Origin of the sequence: Erwinia sp. JUb26, from assembly GCF_003751505.1 — a bacterium.
In the GTDB taxonomy this organism is placed as follows: Bacteria; Pseudomonadota; Gammaproteobacteria; order Enterobacterales; family Enterobacteriaceae; genus Erwinia.
Genome location: NZ_RJVB01000001.1, coordinates 994,808 through 1,015,110 on the forward strand (window position 1 = coordinate 994,808; position 20,303 = coordinate 1,015,110).

Here is a 20,303-nt window from a genome sequence, read left to right on the forward strand (position 1 = left end):
TGGATAATCCCTTGGTGAGGTCAAAGGTGAGGTAATCAGGTGACCTGCTCCCCGTTGATTAATACATGCTGATGTTAGTAATGTCTTCATAAGCCACATGAGGACATCCCCATGAAGAAGCGTTTTTCCGACGAACAGATCATCAGTACCCTCCCCGAGGCTGAACCCGTGGTTATACAGCTTGCCAGCTCCCGAAGCGCAACGATCAGATGCAGCTGCTGACGCCATCGCCCGAAGGTCAGACCGGTTTCACGCAGCATCAAACGGGCTAATGAACGCTCGCTGAGTGCCAGCCGCTTTGCCCAGACTTTAAATGTGCTCCGATCTTCCGGCTGGCTGACCAGCGCATCGGCCATCGCGCGAATTTTAGGATGCGTCGAAACCGGCAGGCTCAGTTTCTGCTGCGGCATAGTCACCAGTTCATCGAGCGTCACTCTGGTTAGCCTGCCCGCATGGCTTTCCGCTTCGAAATTAATATCTTCGCGGGTCAGGCGGCCAACCAGCTCTTTAATCAGCGGTGAAATCGCCAGCATGCAGCACTTCTCCGGCAGCGCGGCGGCTCCCGGTTCAATAAACAAGTAATTGAGATGGGCATTCCAGGTGGCTTTGGCACTGTGCGGGATCCCGCCGGGGATCCACATGGCGCAATCTGGCGGCACTATCCAGATATCATTTTCCGCGCGACAAATTACCGCGCACCTGTTTTTTGTTGTAGAATGATCATTCTACACAGTCAAGGGTTTCTGCTGAGGCATAAGAACAGAGAAGCTAAGTGCCGTTATACAAAACAGTAAAAATCACGGGTATAAGGTGAGAATATTTCCGCTTGAAACCTGGAGTTTCCTAACCACTTTTCCCGAGGAGAACGATGAAAATGTCAGTTACCAATGGTGTGCATCATATTGGCTTAGCCGTCAGCAAGCTTGAAGAAAGTGCTGAATTCTTCACTAAATTATTGGGCTGGGAGGAAGTTAAACGGCGTGAGGATTATCCTGCGATCTTCGTGAAAGATGACTCACTGATGATTACGCTCTGGAAAACGCAAACAGAAGAGCCGGCTAAATTCGATCGCAAAACGAACATCGGGCTCCATCACTTAGCTTTGCGGGTTAACAGTCAGGAATCTATGTATCATCTCCTTGCTGTGTTGAAAGAAAACCAGATTGAGATCGAGTTTGAGCCAACCCTCAGAGGCGAAGGTCCGTCAATGCACATGATGTGTTATGAACCAAGCGGCATCAGGGTCGAATTCTATTATGCTGCGTAGTTGCTTTCTGCCATTTTCATCAGGACATGTTAGTCATCTGATGCGGCATCCCATCGTTATGGGAATCGCTTAGGCGTTCGCTACCATCAATTTTTTATATCTTCTCTTTTAAAATTTCAGGTTGCACATATTCAGGGGAATGATGAAGGCTCATTTTTAAAAATCGTTGACTGAGTAGAACGATAATTCTACATTTGGTGCATGAACATGAAAACAACTGATACTCGGGATAAAATCCTGAAAACCGCCGAGCAGCTTATCTACCAGAACGGGATACATGCCATGGGGATGGATCTGCTGGTCAAGACCTCTGGTGTCGCAAGAAAGAGTATTTATCGCCATTTCGCGAATAAAGAAGACGTGGCGTCGGCCGCGTTGACCGAGCGCGACGAACGATGGATGCAATGGTTCAGGACAGAGTCTGACAAAGGTGCGACGCCTCAGGAACGCGTTCTGAACATGTTCACCGTTCTGAAGAGCTGGTTTGAGTCCGACGGCTTCCGGGGCTGCGCGTTTATCAATACTGCCGGGGAAGTTGGCGACCCTGAAGATCCTGTGCGTCAGATAGCGAAGATGCACAAGCAGAAGTTACTGGATTACACCCTTGAGCTTTCCAGACAGCTGAACGTCGAAAACCCGGAGGCTCTGGCCAAACAGCTGCTGATCCTTTTGGAAGGCGCTATCACAATGTCCTACGTGATGGGCGACTGGAGTGCGGCCGACAACGCACGAGAAATCGCCAAACTCATGCTGGAGAAGACTCCACCTTCGGGAGCTAACTAGCGTGACCGGTTTTTGACCTGAACGACGATCCACTGAAATTTTACCGGCAGGTTGCCCGTTGATAGTAAAAACCCTTCGTGTATGCCGGGATTGGTTTCTCCGAGGCAGGTTCACCTGCTGTTAAAGGGGGGATATATCGTCATGTTCCCCTTTTCTCTATCCCTTAAATGTTTAATTCGGATTATCCCCAAATCAGCAGGCCCCTTAAAAGGCCCCGCCATCAGTATGTATGGTCTGCGGAACATTCATATTCCTGCGTTCGCCAGTGACTTCCTCTTTTACTCATTCTGATGCCATGAGCGGCAGAAAACTCATTTGATAACGCGCTATCGTCTCGCTTTATCGTGCCTCCTCCCCATTTTGTGCATTAGTTACTCCCCATTCACGCCTGAAGCGCAACGAATTAAAATAATATTTAATTCATTAAAAACAATAAATTAAACACAACCCGCACCAAATAACCACCTTCACCAGAATTATTATTATAAAAAACCGTTGACGAGGTAGAACGATCATTCTACCTTTAAGCCACAGACAAGGGGCCCGGTGATACCGTGTCGATATCCCTGAAATTTCTGAACGATTTTCAACCTAAACCAAAATTTACAGGAGTTTTACCATGACTGATTCACAAGTACGTCCGCCGCTGCCTCCTTTCACTCTGGAAACGGCAATCGAGAAAGTCCGACTGGCCGAAGACGGCTGGAACACCCGCGATGCTGCAAAAGTCGCGCTGGCTTACTCACTGGATACCAAATGGCGTAACCGCGCTGAGTTCGCCAACAACCGCGAAGAAGCACAGGGATTCCTTGATCGTAAGTGGAAAAAAGAGCACGAGTATCGCCTGATTAAAGAGCTGTGGGCGTTTGGCGGCAACCGCATCGCGGTCCGTTACGCTTACGAATGGCATGATGATTCCGGCAACTGGTTCCGCTCTTACGGCAACGAAAACTGGGAGTTTGGCGCTGATGGACTGATGGAGCGTCGTTTCGCCTGTATTAACGATATGCCCATCAAAGAAAGCGAACGCAAATATTTCTGGCCGCTGGGACGTCGCCCGGACGATCATCCGAGCCTGTCCGACCTGGGTCTGTAAGTCACACAGCTATCCCGCGTGAGGCCCCGTATTTCCTGTCCTGGCAGGGGGGCTTTAATCAGCCAGTTTAGTAGCGCGCCATGCAGTTTCGCACAATATTAACAGGGTCATATGATGAATATTAAATCAGCTTTACTGACTGCCGCAATGGCAGCCGTTTCTGCCAGCAGCTTTGCCGATGCGCCTCAGCCAGACCGCCACGTGCAGGAATTCCTTAAAGCGCTGAACGGTGGCGGCGGCAAACCCATTGAGCAGCTGTCACCGGATGACGCACGCCAGGTCCTGATAAACGCTCAGAAAGGCGCGAAGCTGCCCGCCGCTGACGTCACTGAAAAAACCATCAACATTGATGGCGGCACGCTGAGACTCAACATCGTGAAACCTCATAACGCGCAGGGAACGTTGCCCGTGTTTATGTTCTTCCACGGCGGTGGCTGGATTCTGGGCGATTTTGCAACGCACGAACGTCTGGTACGGGACCTTGTCACGGAGTCCGGTGCGGCGGCCGTCTTTGTCAACTACACGCCATCGCCGGAGGCACATTTCCCGGTTGCCATTAATCAGGCATATGCAGCAACCCGCTGGGTTGCCGAGCACGGAAGTGAAATCGGCGTTGACGGCAAGCGCCTGGCGCTGGTCGGTAACAGCGTCGGCGGAAACATGGTTGCAGCCGTAGCGCTTCAGGCTAAACAGCATAAAGCGCCGGCAATCCGCTACGAGGTGATGCTGTGGCCGGTGACTGACGCGCATTTCAACACCGGTTCTTATGACCAGTTTGAGAACGGCTATTTCCTGTCGCGGAACATGATGAAGTGGTTCTGGGATGCCTACACCACGAAAGAAAGCGATCGCAATAACATTCTGGCATCGCCGCTGCGCGCAACCCCTGAGCAGCTGAAGGGTCTGCCGCCGACCCTGATCCAGACTGCCGAACTGGATGTGCTGCGCGACGAAGGTGAAGCTTATGGTCGTAAGCTTGATGCCGCCGGCGTTGACGTCACGGTTACCCGCTACAACGGCCTGATCCATGATTATGGTCTGCTGAACGCGTTGAGCGACGTTCCAGCCGTACGCGCCGCCCTCGGCCAGGCTGCATATGGCCTTAAAGAACACCTGAAGTAACTGCCGTATGGCCGGCCGGTTTTAACCGGCTGGTCACCGCCACTCCTGGCTCTCTTCCTGTTTCCATACTCAAAAGCACGAGGGTTTTTATTAGTACATCAATAATGCTCGAAAGAATTCTCCATACTTCACCCGCCCCACCCCCCCAACAAACACACCGCCGCCAGGTACATCCCACAGCCGAAAACCCCGTGTGTGGCCAGACTGCGCAGCCGGTTTTTCATCGGAGTGGGCGTGCGTGACGCGGCAAACCCGGCGCCCATCGCAGGCTGCATAATAAACAGCGGAAACGCGACGGTTGCCAGACCAACGGATACGGCAGGCAGCAGGGTCGGATCCTCCAGCCATCCGCTGCCCGCAAACGCCACCAGCAACGATGCAAACAGCACGCCGGTAGCATAGTGAATCGTCCAGCCCAGCCCGCGCTCTCCCATTACTGGTGATGCCCGGCCGATGGCCTCGTGCGCAAACCTTCCGTGCAACATGTGGCCGACCCAGCGGCCGACCAGGGCGTAATCCAGCGTGGAAACTCCCAACCGTTTCAGGATTCCAGACCACAGATCCATCACCAGCGTTGCACCTGCCCCCACCAGAACAATTTTTACCACCTCGTCGAATACGCCCATATCAGCCTGTTCCTCTTTCTCATTTTAACGGTTGCAGGCATGATAGAAGTTAAAGTCAACTTTAAGTCAAGAGGCTCACGATGGATATCTCCGAGGCTGCCCGGCGTTCGGGCGTACCCGCCTCCACGCTGCGTTACTATCAGAAAATGGGCCTGATCCGCGCGATCAGCCCCGAGGGGGAACGGCGTCACTTTGCCGCAGACGTGCTGGACCAGCTGGCGCTGATTGCTCTGGGCCAGGCCGGTGGGCTTTCGCTGGATGAGATCCGCAGCATGCTGTCTCCTGGTGGCGAACCGCAGGTTGAGCGGGCAGTGTTGCTGAGCCGGGCCGATGAGATTGATGCCACCATCCGCCGCCTGCGGGCCATGAGCCAGGGGCTGCGCCATGTGGCGGAATGCCCTGCCCCGAGCCATGCTGAGTGCCCAACCTTTCAGCGATGGCTCAAGGCCGCCACCGCGGAAAAAATAAAGCAAAAGCGCTGAGCGTCTTTTCCGCGCCACCCCCCCGACAAACAGCAGGGAAGCCGACGCTTCCCTGCTAATAAAAACCGTCATCCCAGGGGGTGAATACCGCTACACCGCCGCCGGATCGGGCTTGTCACCGCGAAGACCATACAGCGCTATCGCCCGCCCCACCGTCTCCCTCGGCACGGCACCTTCGTCGGCCAGCAGCTTCAGCGAGGCGACAACGATATAGTGCCGGTTGACCTCAAAGAACTCGCGCAGCGCTTCACGGGTATCCGAACGACCAAAGCCGTCGGTGCCGAGCGACATAAAACGTCTGCCGACCAGGAACGGCTTAATCTGATCGCCGACGATTTTCATATAGTCCGTCGCCACCACAACCGGCCCGCTGTGGCCCTCGAACATCCGCTGGACGTAAGGCACCTTCGGCGCGTCGTCCGGGTGCAGCAGATTCCAGCGCTCGGCGGCCATCCCTTCGCGGCGCAGTTCCGTCAGGCTGGTTGCGCTCCAGATATCGCTCACCACACCGAAATCGCTGAGCAGCAGTTCAGACGCGGCCATTACCTCGCGCAGGATTGCACCGCTACCCATTAGCTGAACGCAGGGGCGCGAACCGCTGGCGTCCTCATGCGCCCTGAACAGATAGGCGCCCTTCACGATGCCGTCCTCGACCCCTTCCGGCATCGCGGGCTGCGGATAGCCCTCGTTCAGCAGCGTGATGTAGTAATAAATATCCTCAAAATCGGCGTACATCCTGCGCATCCCGTCGCGAACGATAACCGCCAGCTCGAAGGAAAAAGCAGGATCGTAAGAAATGCAGCTGGGGATCACCGAGGATAAAACGTGGCTGTGGCCGTCATCATGCTGTAGCCCTTCCCCCATCAGCGTGGTTCTGCCCGCCGTCGCGCCCAGCAAAAAGCCTTTGGTTCGCGCATCGGCCGCCGCCCAGGCGAGATCGCCCACCCGCTGCAGACCAAACATCGAGTAGAATATATAGAACGGGATCGTCGGAACATCGTGGTTGCTGTAGGCGGTCCCGGCAGCGATCCAGCTCGAAATCGCCCCGGATTCATTTATCCCCTCCTGCAGGATCTGCCCGTCCTTCGCCTCTTTGTAATAGCTCAGCTGTCCGGCATCCTGTGGGGTGTAAAGCTGCCCGAGATACGAGTGAATACCAATCTGGCGGAACAGTCCTTCCATGCCAAAAGTTCGCGACTCGTCCGGCACGATGGGGACAATCAGCTTGCCCAGCGCCTTATCCTTCAGCAGCGCATTCAGGATCGTGACAAAGGCCATCGTCGTTGACTGATTACGTTCGCCGCTGCCCTTCAGCAGGCTGGCAAACTGACTGAGCGACGGCACGGGCAGGGCCGTCGACTGGTTAAACCGCGCCGGAATAACCCCACCCAGCCGTTCGCGCGTAGCCTGCAGGTAGCGAGCCTCCTCGCTGCCCGGCTCGGCTTTCAGGAACGGGATTTCTTCCAGCTGGGCATCTGGCACCGGGAGCTGAAAGCGATCGCGGAACGCCCTGACCGCATCCTGACTCATTTTTTTCAGCTGATGATTAATGTTCTGCCCTTCTCCCGCCTCCCCCATGCCAAAGCCCTTGACCGTTTTGGCGAGGATCACCGACGGCATACCGCGCGTATTCACCGCCTGATGGTAGGCGGCATAGACCTTCTCAGGATCGTGGCCGCCGCGGTTCAGCTGCCAGATATCGTCATCGCTCATATCGGCTACCAGCGCCAGTAGTTCCGGATACTTACCGAAGAAGTGCTCGCGAACGTAGGCCCCGCTTTGCGACTTAAAGGTCTGATAATCACCGTCCACGCACTCCATCATGCGCTGTGCCAGCAGGCCGCTGGTGTCTTTAGCCAGCAGCGCATCCCAGCCGCTGCCCCAGATGACTTTTATTACGTTCCAGCCAGCGGCTTTAAATGCCCCTTCCAGCTCCTGAACAATTTTACTGTTACCGCGCACCGGGCCATCCAGCCGCTGCAAATTACAGTTAACGACGAAAATCAGGTTATCCAGTTTCTCTCGGCCGCCGAGGGAGATAGCCGCCAGCGATTCCGGCTGATCCATTTCGCCGTCGCCGAGAAATGCCCAGACTTTTCGCCCCTGATGCGGTTTGAGATCGCGGTATTCAAGGTAGCGCATATAGCGCGCCTGATAAGCCGCGGTGAGCGGCCCCAGCCCCATCGACACGGTAGGATACTGCCAGAAGTCCGGCATCAGGCGCGGATGGGGATAAGAAGAGAGCCCGCGCCGGTTTGATTCACGGCGGAAGTTATCCATCAACTCGTTATCCAGCCGCCCTTCCAGCCATGCGCGGCCGTAAATCCCCGGCGCCGAATGCCCCTGAAAATAGACCATATCCCCGGCAAAGCTTTCCGTTCGGCCACGGAAGAAATGATTGAATCCCACATCGTAAAGCACCGCCGCAGACTGGTAAGTGGCAATATGTCCGCCGACGTTAGAGTGCTTACCCGCCCGCAGCACGATGGCCATCGCGTTCCAGCGCACCAGCGCATTCAGCTTCGATTCGGTGGCTAAATTACCGGGGTACACCGGCTGCTTATCGGCAGGAATCGAGTTGACGTAGGGCGTGGTGACCAGGCTGTAAAAATCGCCGTGCCGCCGGTTATCCGCTTCCGCCATTTTATCGATCAGAAAATGCGCCCGCGCCCGCCCGTCCGCATCGACGACACTGTCAAAAGCCTGAAGCCATTCGGCCGTTTCCTGCGGGTCCAGGTCTGCTTCTACTGCGTGTTGATTCATATCTTCTCCGAGAATAGTAGCGGTGAAATCTGCGCGACAGCGAGTCTCACCCACCAGTTAATTGCAACCGCAATCATTGCAATTGCAACAATAGCAAAAGCAACTCTATCCGCTTATAATTGCATTTGCAACTCACAGTCAGACTAAGAGGATCGTCAATGGCAGGTAACACACCGGATTTATGGTTTTCATTTGTGCGCTCCCACCGCACTATAATCAGGCTGGTTGAGGCGCGTCTGAGCGCGGCCGGGCTGCCGGTTTATGCCTGGTATGATGTGCTCTGGGGGCTGGAAAGCGGCGAGAACGGCACCCGCCGGATGCATGAACTGGCCGACGTACTGGTGATCGAGCGCTATAACCTCACCCGTTTGATTGACCGGCTGGAGAAAGAAAATCTGGTGGAGCGCCACCGTTCGGCAGATGATGGCCGCGCGGCGTTTGCCACTATTACCGCGCAGGGCAAGGCGCTGCGAAAAGAAATGTGGGCGGTTTATCAGGCGGTGATTAAACAGCACTTTCTAAACCAGTTCAGTGAAGAGCAGGTTGCTCAGTTCTCTTCTGCACTGGATGCCGCTGCGCATTCCGTCCGGGCGGCTGAATGATTGCCCCCGAAACGGCGCGCTTAATTTAGTCAGACATCAGGCGTAACTGCTTCATTGCGCTTTCTAACTGCGCGGCCGCTATTCTGCCGTCGTCGGCAAGCAGCTTCAGCGCACACAGGGTAATCCATTCGGCGCGGGGAGCGTTCGCCCCGTCGCGGCGCAGGGAATCCGAACCAACGGCGATAAACCGCCCGCGAATAAACGGCTTCAGCTGCGCGGCGATCAGATGGTGATAATCGGTAACGGCTATCACCGGGGAGTCCTCTCCCGCCATGCAGCGGTGCAGATGCGAAAGGGATAATTCATCAGCATCGTCAGCCAGCGAGGTCAACTGTGCCGCTTCTGCCTCCCGCGCCAGCCGGGTATAGCTGGGACAGCTCCAGACATCTGAACTGACGCCCCAGTGCTGCTCCAGAATCGCCGCGGCCTTGAGCACGCGCGACAGCGATTTTCCCGCGCCGCACAGGCGAACGTGCAGGTCATTGGAGGGATTATCACGGCGAACACGATACATCCCCTTCCATGCCATCTCGCCATCGCACGCCGTTAAATCGGGTAAAACGACCCGCTCACCATGCGTGGCGATATAGGCTATTTTATGCCGATCGGCCAGATACAGCGAGCGCAGGGCGTGGCTGACAATCGCGCGGGTTTCCTGCGCATTGGCCGGATCGTAAGGCAGACAGTCCTGCATTGCCGTCACGCCGATTGGGAACCAGGGCAACACGCCTTTCGGTAAAAAGCTGTCGCCATCATCCGCGAGGTTAAGAAAGATAGCCCGCCGGTTAACTTCAGTCAGCAGCGTCCTCAATGCTTCCGGCCGCTCGGTATTGATGCAGTAAAAAACGGGCTTTTCATAATGTTCCTGGCCGTGGCTAAACCACAGTGGCCAGGCGGTCTGGAGTGCGCCACGGCTTTTATCGGGCATCGCGGCGAGATCGCCTCTAATCAGCCAGGCACAACCCGACATTCCGTCTTTATCGACCATCTGCTGCATCAGCCAGTTAATAAAGCGCCTGGGTGTGTCCTGCGCCCGGGCACGCTGTTCGATAAAGGTCAGACACGCCAGGGCAGCCTGCCTGGAGTGTTCGCTAAAGCCGGGGTAAAGCGGCACGGCATTATTCATGCATTCATTCCTGTATTGTCGCTGAAGCACTCAATTGCAAATGCAATGATTGTAATTGCAACAATATAAGCCGTCAATCTCCCTTCCAGTGGATGCCTGGGAAAAATGAATGGGCGACGAAAGTAGAATGAGAAGTTGGCCAGTGCACCGTCCGTGCAGGAGGTGCGTCAGAGAGTGCAGAAATACTGCGCGAGTCAGGCGAACAGTAAACCCAATATCGCTATTGGTAATAGCTGGAGCCGCTCACAGCGGGTGATTTATAACGTGGTGAAGTAAGGCACAAAAAAATGGCCCTTCATAAAAGGGCCATCAGCATACAGGACGGTTACTGCGGCAGCGAAGCCTTCAACCGTCTTGCCGCTTCGGCCAGGTTAGCTTCAGACACCGTCGAATAGGACAGGCGCAGCGTTGAGGTATCCGGGCGGTCGCAGTAGAAGAACTCACCGGGAACGTAGACTACGCCGTTATTCAGCGTGGTTTTCAGCCACTCGGTGGTATTAAACGCCTCGGTAAAGGTGGCCCACAAGAACATCCCGCCCTGCGGACGGTGGAAGCGAATGCGATCGCCCAGCTCGTTTTGCAGCGCCGACACCAGCGCATCACATTTCTGCTGATAGGCCTTGCTGATTAACGCAATCTGCGGACGCAGACGGCCGCTTTCCAGGTAGTGGCGGGTCAGCGCCTGCGACAGCGAGCTGGTGTGCAGATCGGTAGCCTGCTTGAGGATCACCGCCTGCTGTTTTAACCACGATGGCAGGGTGATCCAGCCCACGCGTGCGCCGGGAGCCAGGATCTTGGAAAACGTTGAGGTATAGATCACCTGCTCGCCAACGCCGATGGCCTGCGCGTGGGATTTCAGCGTGCGGAAGGTTTCGCCGGAGAAGTTGATTTCGCTGTACGGGTCATCTTCGAAAATCAGGAAGTCATAGCGAGCGGCCAGCGCCACCAGCTGCTGACGACGGGCATCGGTCAGCGTCACGCCGCCCGGGTTGCCGAAGGTCGGCACGATGTACACGGCTTTAATCGGGGTCTGTTTAACCAGCTCTTCCAGCTCGTCAACAATCATCCCCTCGCCGTCGGTGCCCACCGATTTCAGCTCGGCTTCTGCCAGCTGGAACACCTGGAGCGCCGCCAGGTAGGTTGGTCGCTCAACCACAATCACATCACCGGGATTGATGATTGCCCGCGCCACAATATCCAGCGACTGCTGTGAGCCGGAGGTGACAACCACATCGTCCGGCGTGCACTGAATGCCGCGCTCCGCCGAAATCTGGCAGATCGCTTCACGTAATTTCGGGTCACCCTCGCTCAGACCGTACTGAAACGCATTGTGACCGTCTTCAGTCAGCACGCGGTCCATAGCGATTCTCAGGCCTTCCGTATCGAACAGATCCGGATTCGGTATTCCTCCGCCCAACGAGATCACACCTTCCATCTTGCTGTGTTTTAACAGCTCACGGATTGCCGATGACTGAAGGTCTTTAACTCTGTTGGCCAACTTCTGCGACGACATAACACTTACCTTTTCTTTATTTTAGTGTTGAATTTATACCATAAGTCGCCAAAGAAAATAGCAGGTAAGCGCCTCTCGCCCCCACCTGCCGCAAATTATTTTAGTTCGTCCTGCAGTTCGCGCAGATACTGGCTGACCCGGGCCAGGCCTTTTTTCATCACCTCGCCGTTATTGGCAAAGCCGATACGCACATAGCCCTCCATATCCATCGCCTCGCCGGGGGTAAACATCACCCCGTAGCGCTCGAGTAAACCAATACAAAACTGGCGCGAGCCGATCGGCAGATGGTATTTCAGCAGCGCCGTGGTACCGGCCTGCGGCTTGATATAGTCGATCAGCGGTTCGCGGCTCACCCACTCATCCAGCAGTTGCAAATTGTCGCGCAGCATCGTCTGGTTACGGCTGAGGATTTTATCGCGATTTTCCAGCGCGATGGTGGCGAAGTAGTCATCCAGCACGCCGACGCTGACAGTGTTGTAATCGCGGTGGATCTCTACCGCCTTCAGCAGCGATTCCGGGCCAGCCATCCAGCCGAGGCGCAGCCCCGCCAGCGAGTAAGTTTTTGACATGCTGGCGGTGCTGATGCCCTTCTCGTACAAATCGGCCACCGCCGCGCCGTAGCCATCGCCAACCTGATTGGTGCCGCGATACACTTCATCGCACAGCAGCCAGGCTCCGGCCTCCCGCGCTACCGCCACGATATCCTTCAGCAGCGCATCATCCATCAGCGCGCCGGTGGGGTTATTCGGGTTATTGATGGCGATCAGCCGGGTTTTATCATCCATCAGCGACTTCAGTTCGATGACATCCGGCAGAAAACCGTTCTCCTCGCGCAGCGGCAGGATCTTTACTTCCGCGCCGAGGCTGGCGGGGATCGAATAGTGCTGCTGGTAGGTCGGCAGCACGGAAATCACCGTATCGCCCGGCTCCACCAGCGCCTGATAAATCAGCGCGTTGGCACCGATAGCGCCGTGGGCAATCAGGATATTGTCAGCCGACTGCGTCTGGTATTGCATCGAAATCACCCGGCGCAGCCGCTCGGAGCCGGTGATAGCGCCGTAGGTCATTTTGATGTTCAGCATCTCATCCAGCACCGCAGGGGTATCGCCCGACATCGCCAGCAGCTGCCGCATGGTCAGGGACTCCACACAGGTTTCCGCCAGGTTGTACTCGCAGTGGTTTTCCCACTCGTTCATCCACTGTTCAACGCCAAAAGGTCTGATTTTCATGTTATTTATCCTGTTGGTTAAGATAAGTCAGCATCGCATCGGCGATAACGATATCTTCCAGCCCCAGCCCGAGGGAGCGGAAGTAAACGTGCCGTGAGTAATCGGGTTTAGCAGCGGCCTGGGTTACCAGTTCCGGCAGGTCGCCGCGAATATCCGCACTGTTCCAGCCGTGCTCCTCCTCCGCGATAACCATTTCACCGGCCGAGCCCGGCGTGGTCTGGCGATAATCGCAATACACGTCCATCGCATTCAGCGCCACCGGCGGGATCTCGTGCGCGCCCGGCGCGTTGGTGCTGATGGAAGTAATCAGACACGGCCCCGTCAGCATCGCCGTATCGACCACCGGCGTGGCGGAAGAGGTACAAAGCATCAGCACATCGGTATTCTCCAGCGCATCTTCCACACGGGTGAAGATTTTCAGCCGCCCATCCGCCATCCCCAGCTCCCGGTTGAGCTCCTCCGCGCTCGGTGCAGAATTCCTGCTGAAAACGCGAATTTCCTGCCAGTCGCGCAACGCCAGCACGTGGCGCAGATGGGCACGCCCCACCGCACCACTGCCGATCAGCGTCAGGGTCCGCGCCTCGGCCGGGGCCAGCAGATCCACCGCCAGCGCGGTGGTGGCCGCCGTGCGCTCCACCGTCAGCAGCGAGGCATCGCACAGCAGCAGCGGCATGCCGGTTTCCGTCGACATCAGCAGCGTCCAGGCGGTAATCAGCGGTTTATCCGGCGTCACCAGATACGGGGAGATCTTCACCCCAAGCCGCTGCTGCGGCATATCCACGCCGAAATAATTAATAAAATCCCCTTTGCGATCGGGCAGCAGCACCACTTTCTGCGCGGGCTGCACCGCTTCACCGCGCGCAAGGTGGGTGAACACCCGGCGCAGGGCCGCCATCACATCAATTTTTTTCAGCAGCGCAGCCGTCTGTTCGGCTGTCACAATCGGAATCGCCGTCGGTGTCATTTTGCTTCCTTTTTATCCACTCGGCTCGATAATCGAGAATTAATGCGAACTAAAAAGTACATCATGCACTTTTTGTTTACAATGAAAATCTGATTGCGTAAAACAGGCCGGCAGAAGCGAACAGCGCGCGGCATAAATCGGCTATGATTGGCGCCCGCAGAACTAAGAGGACAACACAGTGGCAAACGTAACGCTCAGCGATAAACCGCCCTTCCCGCTGCTAAAATCGATGGCGGACGGCATCGCTGCGCTGTTCTTTCCCAGCGTTGAGGTGGTTATCCACGACGTCGCCGCCGGCAAAGTGGCGTATATCGCCAATAACCTGTCGCAGCGCAGTATAGGTGATGATGCCGGGTTGGATGAGTTTGAAGGCCAGACGCTGGCCGCGGTAACCGGGCCTTACGAGAAGCTGAACTGGGACGGCAAAAAGATGCGTTCGGTGACCATTGCCACGGGTAATAACGCCGATCCCGGCTATCTGCTGTGTATTAACTTCAGCACCGCACCCTTTGAAGAAGCGCGCAACGCGCTGGAGCTGTTTTTGTCCGTCACCCGCCTGCAGCCGCAGCCGGAAGCGCTGTTCCGCGACGACTGGCAGGAGAAAATCAACACCTTCCTGCACGACTGGATACGGCGGGAAAACACCTCGCTGAGCGCGCTCACCCGCACGCAGAAAAAGGATCTGGTGATGGATCTCCATAAGGAAGGGGCGTTCCGGGCAAAAAACTCGGCGGATTACATCGCCAGCGTGCTGTCGCTGGGGCGCACCACCGTTTATAAATATCTGCGCGAACTGAAAGGCTGAAGGTTGAAGGGCTAAGTGGGTGACGGAGCAATGACCTGGCAAAATCGCCCGCAAGTCCCTGAGGATAAATACTCGCTCCACGCGCCAGTCCGGCGGCAATGACTGCCGCCGGACTGCCTGCTCCATGAGCCGTCGCCTGTTTCAGGCCCGGCGGACCTTATTCCACAGGCAAAGCCAGAAACTCGCGCGCCTTCTTACAGGCATCTTCCGGGTCATCTGCCAGCGTTTTCGGGAACGGCATAATCTTCTTCAGTTTCGGGAACAGCACGCTGAGGCTGGCGCGCACTTCCTCGTCGCTGGTCAGATAAACGTAGCCCGCACACCAGTCGCGCAGCTCGGTTTTATACTGTTTCATCCAGCGGGTGGACTGCTTCTCTTCTTCGTGCGGCTCGCGCTCGTGTCCGTGCCGCGCGGGTATCCAGACAAACACCACCCGCTGCTGCTGTAGCAGAAAGTCGGTCAGGCCGTTCAGCAGGCGGTTGGTGCGGTCCGGCATGCCGAGCTGCGGGAAGCGGATAAACACGATCGGCCAGTGGCTGATATCAAAAATTTCTGCATCCGGCTGCGCGCCGGTGTAAACGCTTTTGTCACTCATATTCTGTTTCCTTTTCTTCTACGGAACGGCGCAGTAATGCCACTACGGTCAGCAACACCAGCGCGCCGCACAGGTAAAACAGCGGCCAGCTAATCAGCGCCACCATCTGCGCAAAAGCGATGGTGGCCAGCGTACTGACAAAGCGCCCGACGCCGTAAAACGTGGCGTAGTCGGTCGCGGGTTGTTCCCCGTGCGACCAGCCGAGGATGCGGGCGCTGAGCACAACATAAATTCCGCTGACCGCCGCGCCCATGGTGACCGCACCGGCTATCGCCAGCCACGGCAGCGTCAGCAGATAGCCCGCCGCCATTGCCGCCAGCGCCGCAATGCCCAGCGCGGTAAACAGCCCGATCGCCCGCGACAAACCGAAACGGTGCATCATCGGTGCGGCGATCCCGGCGGTGATCAGCATGGTGACCGGCCCCAGCGTACCGACAACGCCACCGATCGTCTCCATCGGTACCTGCATATCGATCAGCATCAGGCGGTTCAGCGCGGAAAGCGGGAAGATCACGCAGCAGGTCAGCGTCAGCAGTACCAGCCGCCTGCGCTGCAGCGAATTGCGCAGCAGTCGGCGGAAGCTGGCTTTCTGCTGCGGTGCGACGGGCGGCGGAGCCACCGGTGACTTTGCTCTGCTGACCAGCAGCATCGGCACAATCAGCAGCAGCAGGCTGGCGGCATAGATCAGGAAGATAGTTTCCCAGCCGAAGCGCTGGAACAAGGCCACAAACGCCCCGCCGCCGATCATCGCCCCGATGGAAAGCGCAGCCAGCTTGCAGGCCGCCGCACGCGGTCGCCAGGCCGGATCAATGCGCTCCACCGCCAGCGCGTCCAGCGCAATATCCATCGTCGCCATCGCGAAGGCGACGAACAGCCCCATCGCAAACAGCAGGCGCAGATCGGCCCCCGGCATCAGCGCCACTGCGGCCACCACCAGCGCGGAGGCCAGCTGCATCGGCACAATCCACGCCAGCTCCACCGCCAGAAACGGTGGCCGCCAGCGGTCAACCAGCGGCGACCACAGAAACGCCACGCCCAGCGGCAGGTACAGCGCATACAGCCAGCCCACCGCCCCCAGACTCATCCCCTGCGCCCGCATAATGGCCGGGAATCCGCCCTGGATCAGCCCCATGGTCATGCCGAAACCGATATACAGCGCGCTGATGGCCAGCAGCACCGCCAGCTGCCCATTACCGGTGTGTGCCCGAGGCGTATGTTGTTGCATTACGGTCATCGGCTTCACCAGCGATAGTTCACGGACAGGTTCACCACGCGTTCGTTACCGTAGTTACAGAAGTTGTTGGACAGGCATGTCACATAGCTTTTATCGAACAGGTTGTTGACGCTCACCCGAGTGCTTAAGCCATCGAGGTTGCCAAACCGCTTGCCAAAGTCGTAGCCGATGGCCGAATCAAACACCGTGTAGCCCGGCGCATCCAGACGAACCGCGTTAGCGGTATAGACGTTCGGTGAATAGCCTCCTACCGTTTCCCCCACGTAGCGCCCGCCGCCGCCGACGGTCAGGCCCTGCATCAGGCCGCTGCGGAAGGTGTAATCGGCCCACAGCGAAGCGGTGTAATCCGGGATACCGATCGGCCGCTGGCCGGCATCCACCGCCAGACTTTTGGTGACTTCGGCTTTGGTATAGGTGAAGGCGCCGGTCAGGTTAATGCTGTCGGTGATCGCCATTTTGGTTTCAAATTCCACCCCGCGCGAACGCTGTTCCCCGGTCTGATAGGAGGTGAGCGCGTTGGCGTAGGTCACCACATTTTTCTGGGTAATATCGAACCAGGCCAGGGTAAACAACGCATCCAGTCCGGTCGGCTGGTACTTCACGCCGACCTCACGCTGCTGCGCGGTATTGGGTTTAAAGGCATTACCGTTGCTGCCGGTGCCGGTCACCGGCAGGAACGAGGTGGAATAGCTGGCATACGGCGCAATGCCGTTATCAAAGTTGTAAATCAGGCCGACCTTACCGCTGAACGCTTCGTCATCCTGCACGCTGTGCGAGGCGTTCAGATAGTTATCGGTGCGGGTGCGCGCGGTGTCGTAGCGCCCACCCGCCACCAGCGTCCAGTTATCCAGATCGATCTGATCCTGCAGATAATACCCGGCCTGGGTGATGTGCTGTTTCTGGTTGGTGATCCGCGCCAGCGCCAGGTTGGTCGCCACGCCGTAAACCGGGTTGAGATAGTCGATTGAAGGTGCCGCGCCGTAGTCGCGGATCTGCCGCCATGACGATTCCTGATAGTCGAACCCCGCCACCGTCGTGTGGGAGAAACGCCCGGTATCAAACTCCGCCTGCAGCTGCAGATCGGACGTTATCCCGCGCAGGGATTCATCGGTGCCCAGCGCATAGCGGGAAATGGTGTGCCCGTCGGCGGCCAGCGCGGCGGTACCGACGCTTTTGGTCACGGTGGTAAGATCGAGGTAACGCAGGTTATGGCGCACCGTCCAGGTATCGTTAAAACGGTGCTCAAACTGCCAGCCCACCGCCGTTTGCGTACGGCTGAATTCGTCGTATTCCGGGTCGCCGTCGTTAAAATTACGTGCGATCTGCCCGGCCGGACTGGACCACAGGCTGCCCACCGTCGGCAGTACGCCGTAGTAGCCGCCTTCCGGATCGCGCTGATAGCTCATATTGAGGGTGAAAGAGGTATCGGCATCGGGGATCCAGGTCAGCGACGGTGCCACGAACAGCCGTTCTTCTTTGGTGTTCACCACCTGGGTATTCGATTTACGGCCAAGGGCAATCACCCGGTACAGCAGGGAATTATCGTCGGCCAGCGGCCCGGTGGAATCCAGCCCCAGCTGCATGCGTTTGTGGCTGCCGTACAGCATCTCCACGGAGTTCTGCGCTTCGCTGGACGGCGCTTTCGACACCGCATTAATCAGCCCGCCGGGATTCACCCCGCCGTACAGCGTCGATGAAGGCCCCTTGAGGAACTCGATGCGCTCAATGCCGAAGGTTTCAATCTGCGGGATCACATAGCCGCCGCCGCGCAGCAGGCGCAGGCCGTCCAGATACTGGTTGCCGTCGGTCGGCGATCCAAAGCCCCGGATATAGGGCAGATCGTAACGCGATGCCGAACCGCGCACCTCTGCCGATACACCGGCCGAGTAGCGCAGCGCCTGGGTCAGGCTTTGTGCGCCCTGCACATCGACCTGATCGCGGGTGATCACGCTGACCGACTGCGGGTTTTTCATCAGCGGGGTATTGGTTTTGGTCCCGGCGGTGCTGTTGCTGGCGACATAGCCGTTCACCGGCCCGAGCCTGCCGTTATCCAAGGCTCTGACCACCATGGTGCCGGTGCGGGCGGCCTGGTCCGGCGGCAGCCGGTAAATCTGTACGGTGCTGTCGTTGCTGAAACGGTAGCCCAGTCCTGTACCGTTCAGCAGGGTGGTCAGCGCCTGCTCAACGCTCATCCGCCCCTGCACCGGCCTGCCGGTTATCTCAATCGCCTGGTCTTCGCGGAACACCACGGACAGACCGGCAATCCGGCCAATCTCATTGACGGCCTGAGTAACCGGTTTAGCCGGCAGGTTAAAACTGAACTGCTCTACCTGAGGTTGCTGTACGGCGGCCACCGCCATACCCGTTGCGCCTGCGCCTGCCAGCAGTGCCGAGGCTAATGCATAGCCTGCGCGACGAACTTTCTTGTTGTTCATTAAGGTGCCCCATATCTGATAAGACGATCGCAATTAAACGAAAATAAGAGTAATTATCATTTTCACTATCACTACGATCACGCATCAGATGACGCACCACTGAACCTGAAAAAGAAAATTTTTTATAAAAAAAACATAACCGACTGTAAAACAGACATTTTTACTGAGTAACAATCACCAGATAGTCGGTGACTTTGCGCAGGCGGAAGCCGACGCTGGCCTGCAGCGAATCCAGCGCTTTATCGGTATCGGCAAGGGAGAAGCTGCCGGTGACCCGCTGATCCGCCAGCGCCGAGGACGGGATCAGCACCCGGCCCGGTCGATAGCGTTCCACTTCCCGCATCACATCGCCCAGCCGCGCACGGTAGAAAATATAGCGGCCGCCGTGCCACGCCATTGCATCCTGAACGTTAACGCTGGTGGGAGTCGCCACTCTCTGGGAACTGAACGCCACCTGCTGGCCGGGTTTGATCACCGTGGGCTGCGGCTGGCCTTCGCTGCTAACCGCCACGCTGCCGCGCGCCAGAGTCACCACACCGCCGCTCTCCTGCAGGCGCACGTCAAACTGCGTACCCAGAACGCGAACGCTTCCCGCAGGGGTTTCAACAACAAACGGTGTTTTTGAGGGAACCACATCGAAATACGCCCCGCCGCGCAGCAGCTGAACGCGGCGCACGTCCGCAGTGAGGTCGATGCTGAACGCGCTGTCGGCATCCAGCAGCACGGTTGAGCCGTCGGCCAGCAGCACCTCACGCCGCTCGCCTTTTGCCGCCACCTGGTCGGCGGACAAATTCTGCATCCACGACGGATTTTGCAGCCACAGACCGGCCAGCATCATCAGCGTGACGCACAACGCAGCGGCAGAACCCGCGCGGCGACGCGTCGCCTTTCGCGCACGATTTTTATCCATCGCCGCCAGATAGCCGGACAGCACGTCGGCCTCTTTTTCCGCCAGCTGCTGGCTCGGTGCGGCGGTATCCTGCCAGACGGATTCAATTGCCCGCCAGGCCTCTTCGTGTGCTGGATGTGCATTACGCCACTTATCACAGGCGGCCAGCTGGCGGCGCGACGGGCCGTTTTGCATCGCCAGAAACCAGCGTCGCGCCTCGGCGCGCATTGCGGCATCGTTTGACTCAGGTTTAATCGACATTGTTCACTCCCGTCGCGGATAGATCTAAGGCGGCAACCGCGCGTGCCATATGCTTTGCCACCGCGCGCGATGATATTCCCATCACCCCGGCGATCTCAGAAAAACTGCGGCCGTGTACCCGGTTCAGCAGAAAGATATGACGTGTTTTATCCGGCAGCGAGGCCAGCACCTCGTCGATCTGGCGAATACTCTGCTCGGCAGCCAGGATCTCGTGCGGCGACAGCGGCGGCTCGGAAAACGGCTCCGGCAGTTCGCCCTGCAAATACGCTTCGCGGGTTTTCTCGGCGCGCAGATGATCGATGGCGGCGTTGCGCGCGCAGCGGCTCAGATAGGCGGCGGAATCGCCCTTCCACTCGACGGCCTTTTCCCACAGCCGCAGAAAAATATCCTGCACCAGATCGCTGGCCGTACTGCGGCAGCCCACTTTGCGGCCAATCTGGCGCTCAAGGCGTTTTCGTTCGGAAAGATACAGTGCTGCGAGATCCTTGCCTTTATCGGCCATAAGATCGAG

At 57.4% G+C, this 20,303-nt stretch carries 18 protein-coding genes and 1 pseudogene; 7 read left to right on the top strand and 12 right to left on the bottom strand.

Annotated elements, in window-relative coordinates; all coding sequences use genetic code 11:
• Positions 1-146: 146 nt before the first annotated feature.
• Positions 147-695, bottom strand: a pseudogene (locus EC836_RS04755) (helix-turn-helix transcriptional regulator); the annotation flags it as partial.
• Positions 696-868: 173 nt separating this feature from the next.
• On the opposite strand from EC836_RS04755, the gene EC836_RS04760 reads away from it, so the two are divergent.
• The 4 genes from EC836_RS04760 to EC836_RS04775 all read left to right on the top strand — a co-directional run bounded on the left by EC836_RS04760 (position 869) and on the right by EC836_RS04775 (position 4,268).
• Positions 869-1,267 (top strand): VOC family protein, encoded by a 399-nt coding sequence (locus EC836_RS04760; protein ID WP_123330569.1) that lies wholly within the window; start codon positions 869-871, stop codon positions 1,265-1,267.
• Positions 1,268-1,468: 201 nt separating this feature from the next.
• Complete coding sequence (locus EC836_RS04765) at positions 1,469-2,050, top strand: TetR/AcrR family transcriptional regulator (RefSeq protein ID WP_123330571.1); 582 nt, start codon at positions 1,469-1,471, stop codon at positions 2,048-2,050.
• A 619-nt stretch (positions 2,051-2,669) separates the two neighbouring features.
• On the top strand, positions 2,670-3,146 hold the full coding sequence (locus EC836_RS04770; RefSeq protein WP_123330573.1) for a DUF1348 family protein: 477 nt from the start codon (positions 2,670-2,672) through the stop codon (positions 3,144-3,146).
• 114 nt (positions 3,147-3,260) lie between these two features.
• Positions 3,261-4,268: an alpha/beta hydrolase gene (locus EC836_RS04775; RefSeq protein ID WP_123330575.1), complete on the top strand. Its 1,008-nt coding sequence runs from the start codon at positions 3,261-3,263 to the stop codon at positions 4,266-4,268.
• A 128-nt stretch (positions 4,269-4,396) separates the two neighbouring features.
• On the opposite strand, the gene EC836_RS04780 is transcribed toward EC836_RS04775, so the two are convergent.
• Entirely contained in the window at positions 4,397-4,894 is a 498-nt protein-coding gene (locus EC836_RS04780) for a DUF2938 domain-containing protein (RefSeq protein ID WP_123330577.1), read from the bottom strand.
• 80 nt (positions 4,895-4,974) lie between these two features.
• Here EC836_RS04780 and EC836_RS04785 point away from each other — a divergent pair, with 80 nt between their 5' ends.
• Positions 4,975-5,376 carry a helix-turn-helix domain-containing protein gene (locus tag EC836_RS04785; RefSeq protein WP_123330579.1) on the top strand — a complete coding sequence of 134 codons (402 nt, stop codon included), beginning with the start codon at positions 4,975-4,977 and terminating at the stop codon, positions 5,374-5,376.
• Positions 5,377-5,466: 90 nt separating this feature from the next.
• Here EC836_RS04785 and aceE read toward each other — a convergent pair whose 3' ends face one another.
• Complete coding sequence (gene aceE / locus EC836_RS04790) at positions 5,467-8,139, bottom strand: pyruvate dehydrogenase (acetyl-transferring), homodimeric type (RefSeq protein WP_123330581.1); 2,673 nt, start codon at positions 8,137-8,139, stop codon at positions 5,467-5,469.
• Between the two features lie 158 nt (positions 8,140-8,297).
• Between aceE and EC836_RS04795 the strand changes: the two genes are divergently transcribed.
• On the top strand, positions 8,298-8,741 hold the full coding sequence (locus EC836_RS04795) for a MarR family winged helix-turn-helix transcriptional regulator (RefSeq protein WP_123330583.1): 444 nt from the start codon (positions 8,298-8,300) through the stop codon (positions 8,739-8,741).
• A 25-nt stretch (positions 8,742-8,766) separates the two neighbouring features.
• Here the strand turns inward: EC836_RS04795 and EC836_RS04800 are convergent, their stop codons facing one another.
• The 4 genes from EC836_RS04800 to EC836_RS04815 form a co-directional block, all read right to left on the bottom strand.
• Entirely contained in the window at positions 8,767-9,867 is a 1,101-nt protein-coding gene (locus EC836_RS04800) for a pyruvate dehydrogenase (lipoamide) (RefSeq protein ID WP_123330585.1), read from the bottom strand.
• 325 nt (positions 9,868-10,192) lie between these two features.
• Positions 10,193-11,380 carry a PLP-dependent aminotransferase family protein gene (locus tag EC836_RS04805; RefSeq protein ID WP_123330587.1) on the bottom strand — a complete coding sequence of 396 codons (1,188 nt, stop codon included), beginning with the start codon at positions 11,378-11,380 and terminating at the stop codon, positions 10,193-10,195.
• A gap of 95 nt (positions 11,381-11,475) precedes the next feature.
• Positions 11,476-12,609 carry an aminotransferase gene (locus EC836_RS04810; protein WP_123330589.1) on the bottom strand — a complete coding sequence of 378 codons (1,134 nt, stop codon included), beginning with the start codon at positions 12,607-12,609 and terminating at the stop codon, positions 11,476-11,478.
• Between the two features lies 1 nt (position 12,610).
• The gene (locus EC836_RS04815; RefSeq protein WP_123330591.1) at positions 12,611-13,573 is read right to left on the bottom strand and encodes an ornithine cyclodeaminase family protein; all 963 of its coding nucleotides are present in this window, start codon (positions 13,571-13,573) and stop codon (positions 12,611-12,613) included.
• Between the two features lie 229 nt (positions 13,574-13,802).
• Here EC836_RS04815 and EC836_RS04820 point away from each other — a divergent pair, with 229 nt between their 5' ends.
• A complete protein-coding gene (locus EC836_RS04820) occupies positions 13,803-14,378 on the top strand; it encodes a transcriptional regulator (protein WP_123330794.1) in 576 nt (191 codons plus the stop codon).
• Positions 14,379-14,535: 157 nt separating this feature from the next.
• Here the strand turns inward: EC836_RS04820 and EC836_RS04825 are convergent, their stop codons facing one another.
• The 5 genes from EC836_RS04825 to EC836_RS04845 form a co-directional block, all read right to left on the bottom strand.
• The gene (locus EC836_RS04825; protein WP_123330593.1) at positions 14,536-14,973 is read right to left on the bottom strand and encodes a hypothetical protein; all 438 of its coding nucleotides are present in this window, start codon (positions 14,971-14,973) and stop codon (positions 14,536-14,538) included.
• On the bottom strand, positions 14,966-16,207 hold the full coding sequence (locus tag EC836_RS04830) for an MFS transporter (RefSeq protein ID WP_123330595.1): 1,242 nt from the start codon (positions 16,205-16,207) through the stop codon (positions 14,966-14,968). The genes EC836_RS04825 and EC836_RS04830 overlap by 8 nt, the downstream gene beginning before the upstream one ends.
• Before the next feature lie 5 nt (positions 16,208-16,212).
• A complete protein-coding gene (locus tag EC836_RS04835; protein WP_123330597.1) occupies positions 16,213-18,642 on the bottom strand; it encodes a TonB-dependent siderophore receptor in 2,430 nt (809 codons plus the stop codon).
• Positions 18,643-18,802: 160 nt separating this feature from the next.
• Positions 18,803-19,792, bottom strand: coding sequence for a FecR family protein (locus EC836_RS04840; RefSeq protein WP_123330599.1), 990 nt, complete (start codon positions 19,790-19,792; stop codon positions 18,803-18,805).
• Positions 19,782-20,294, bottom strand: a complete 513-nt coding sequence (locus EC836_RS04845) for an RNA polymerase sigma factor (RefSeq protein WP_123330601.1) — start codon at positions 20,292-20,294, stop codon at positions 19,782-19,784. Before EC836_RS04845 ends, EC836_RS04840 begins: the two co-directional genes overlap by 11 nt.
• Positions 20,295-20,303: the final 9 nt, after the last annotated feature.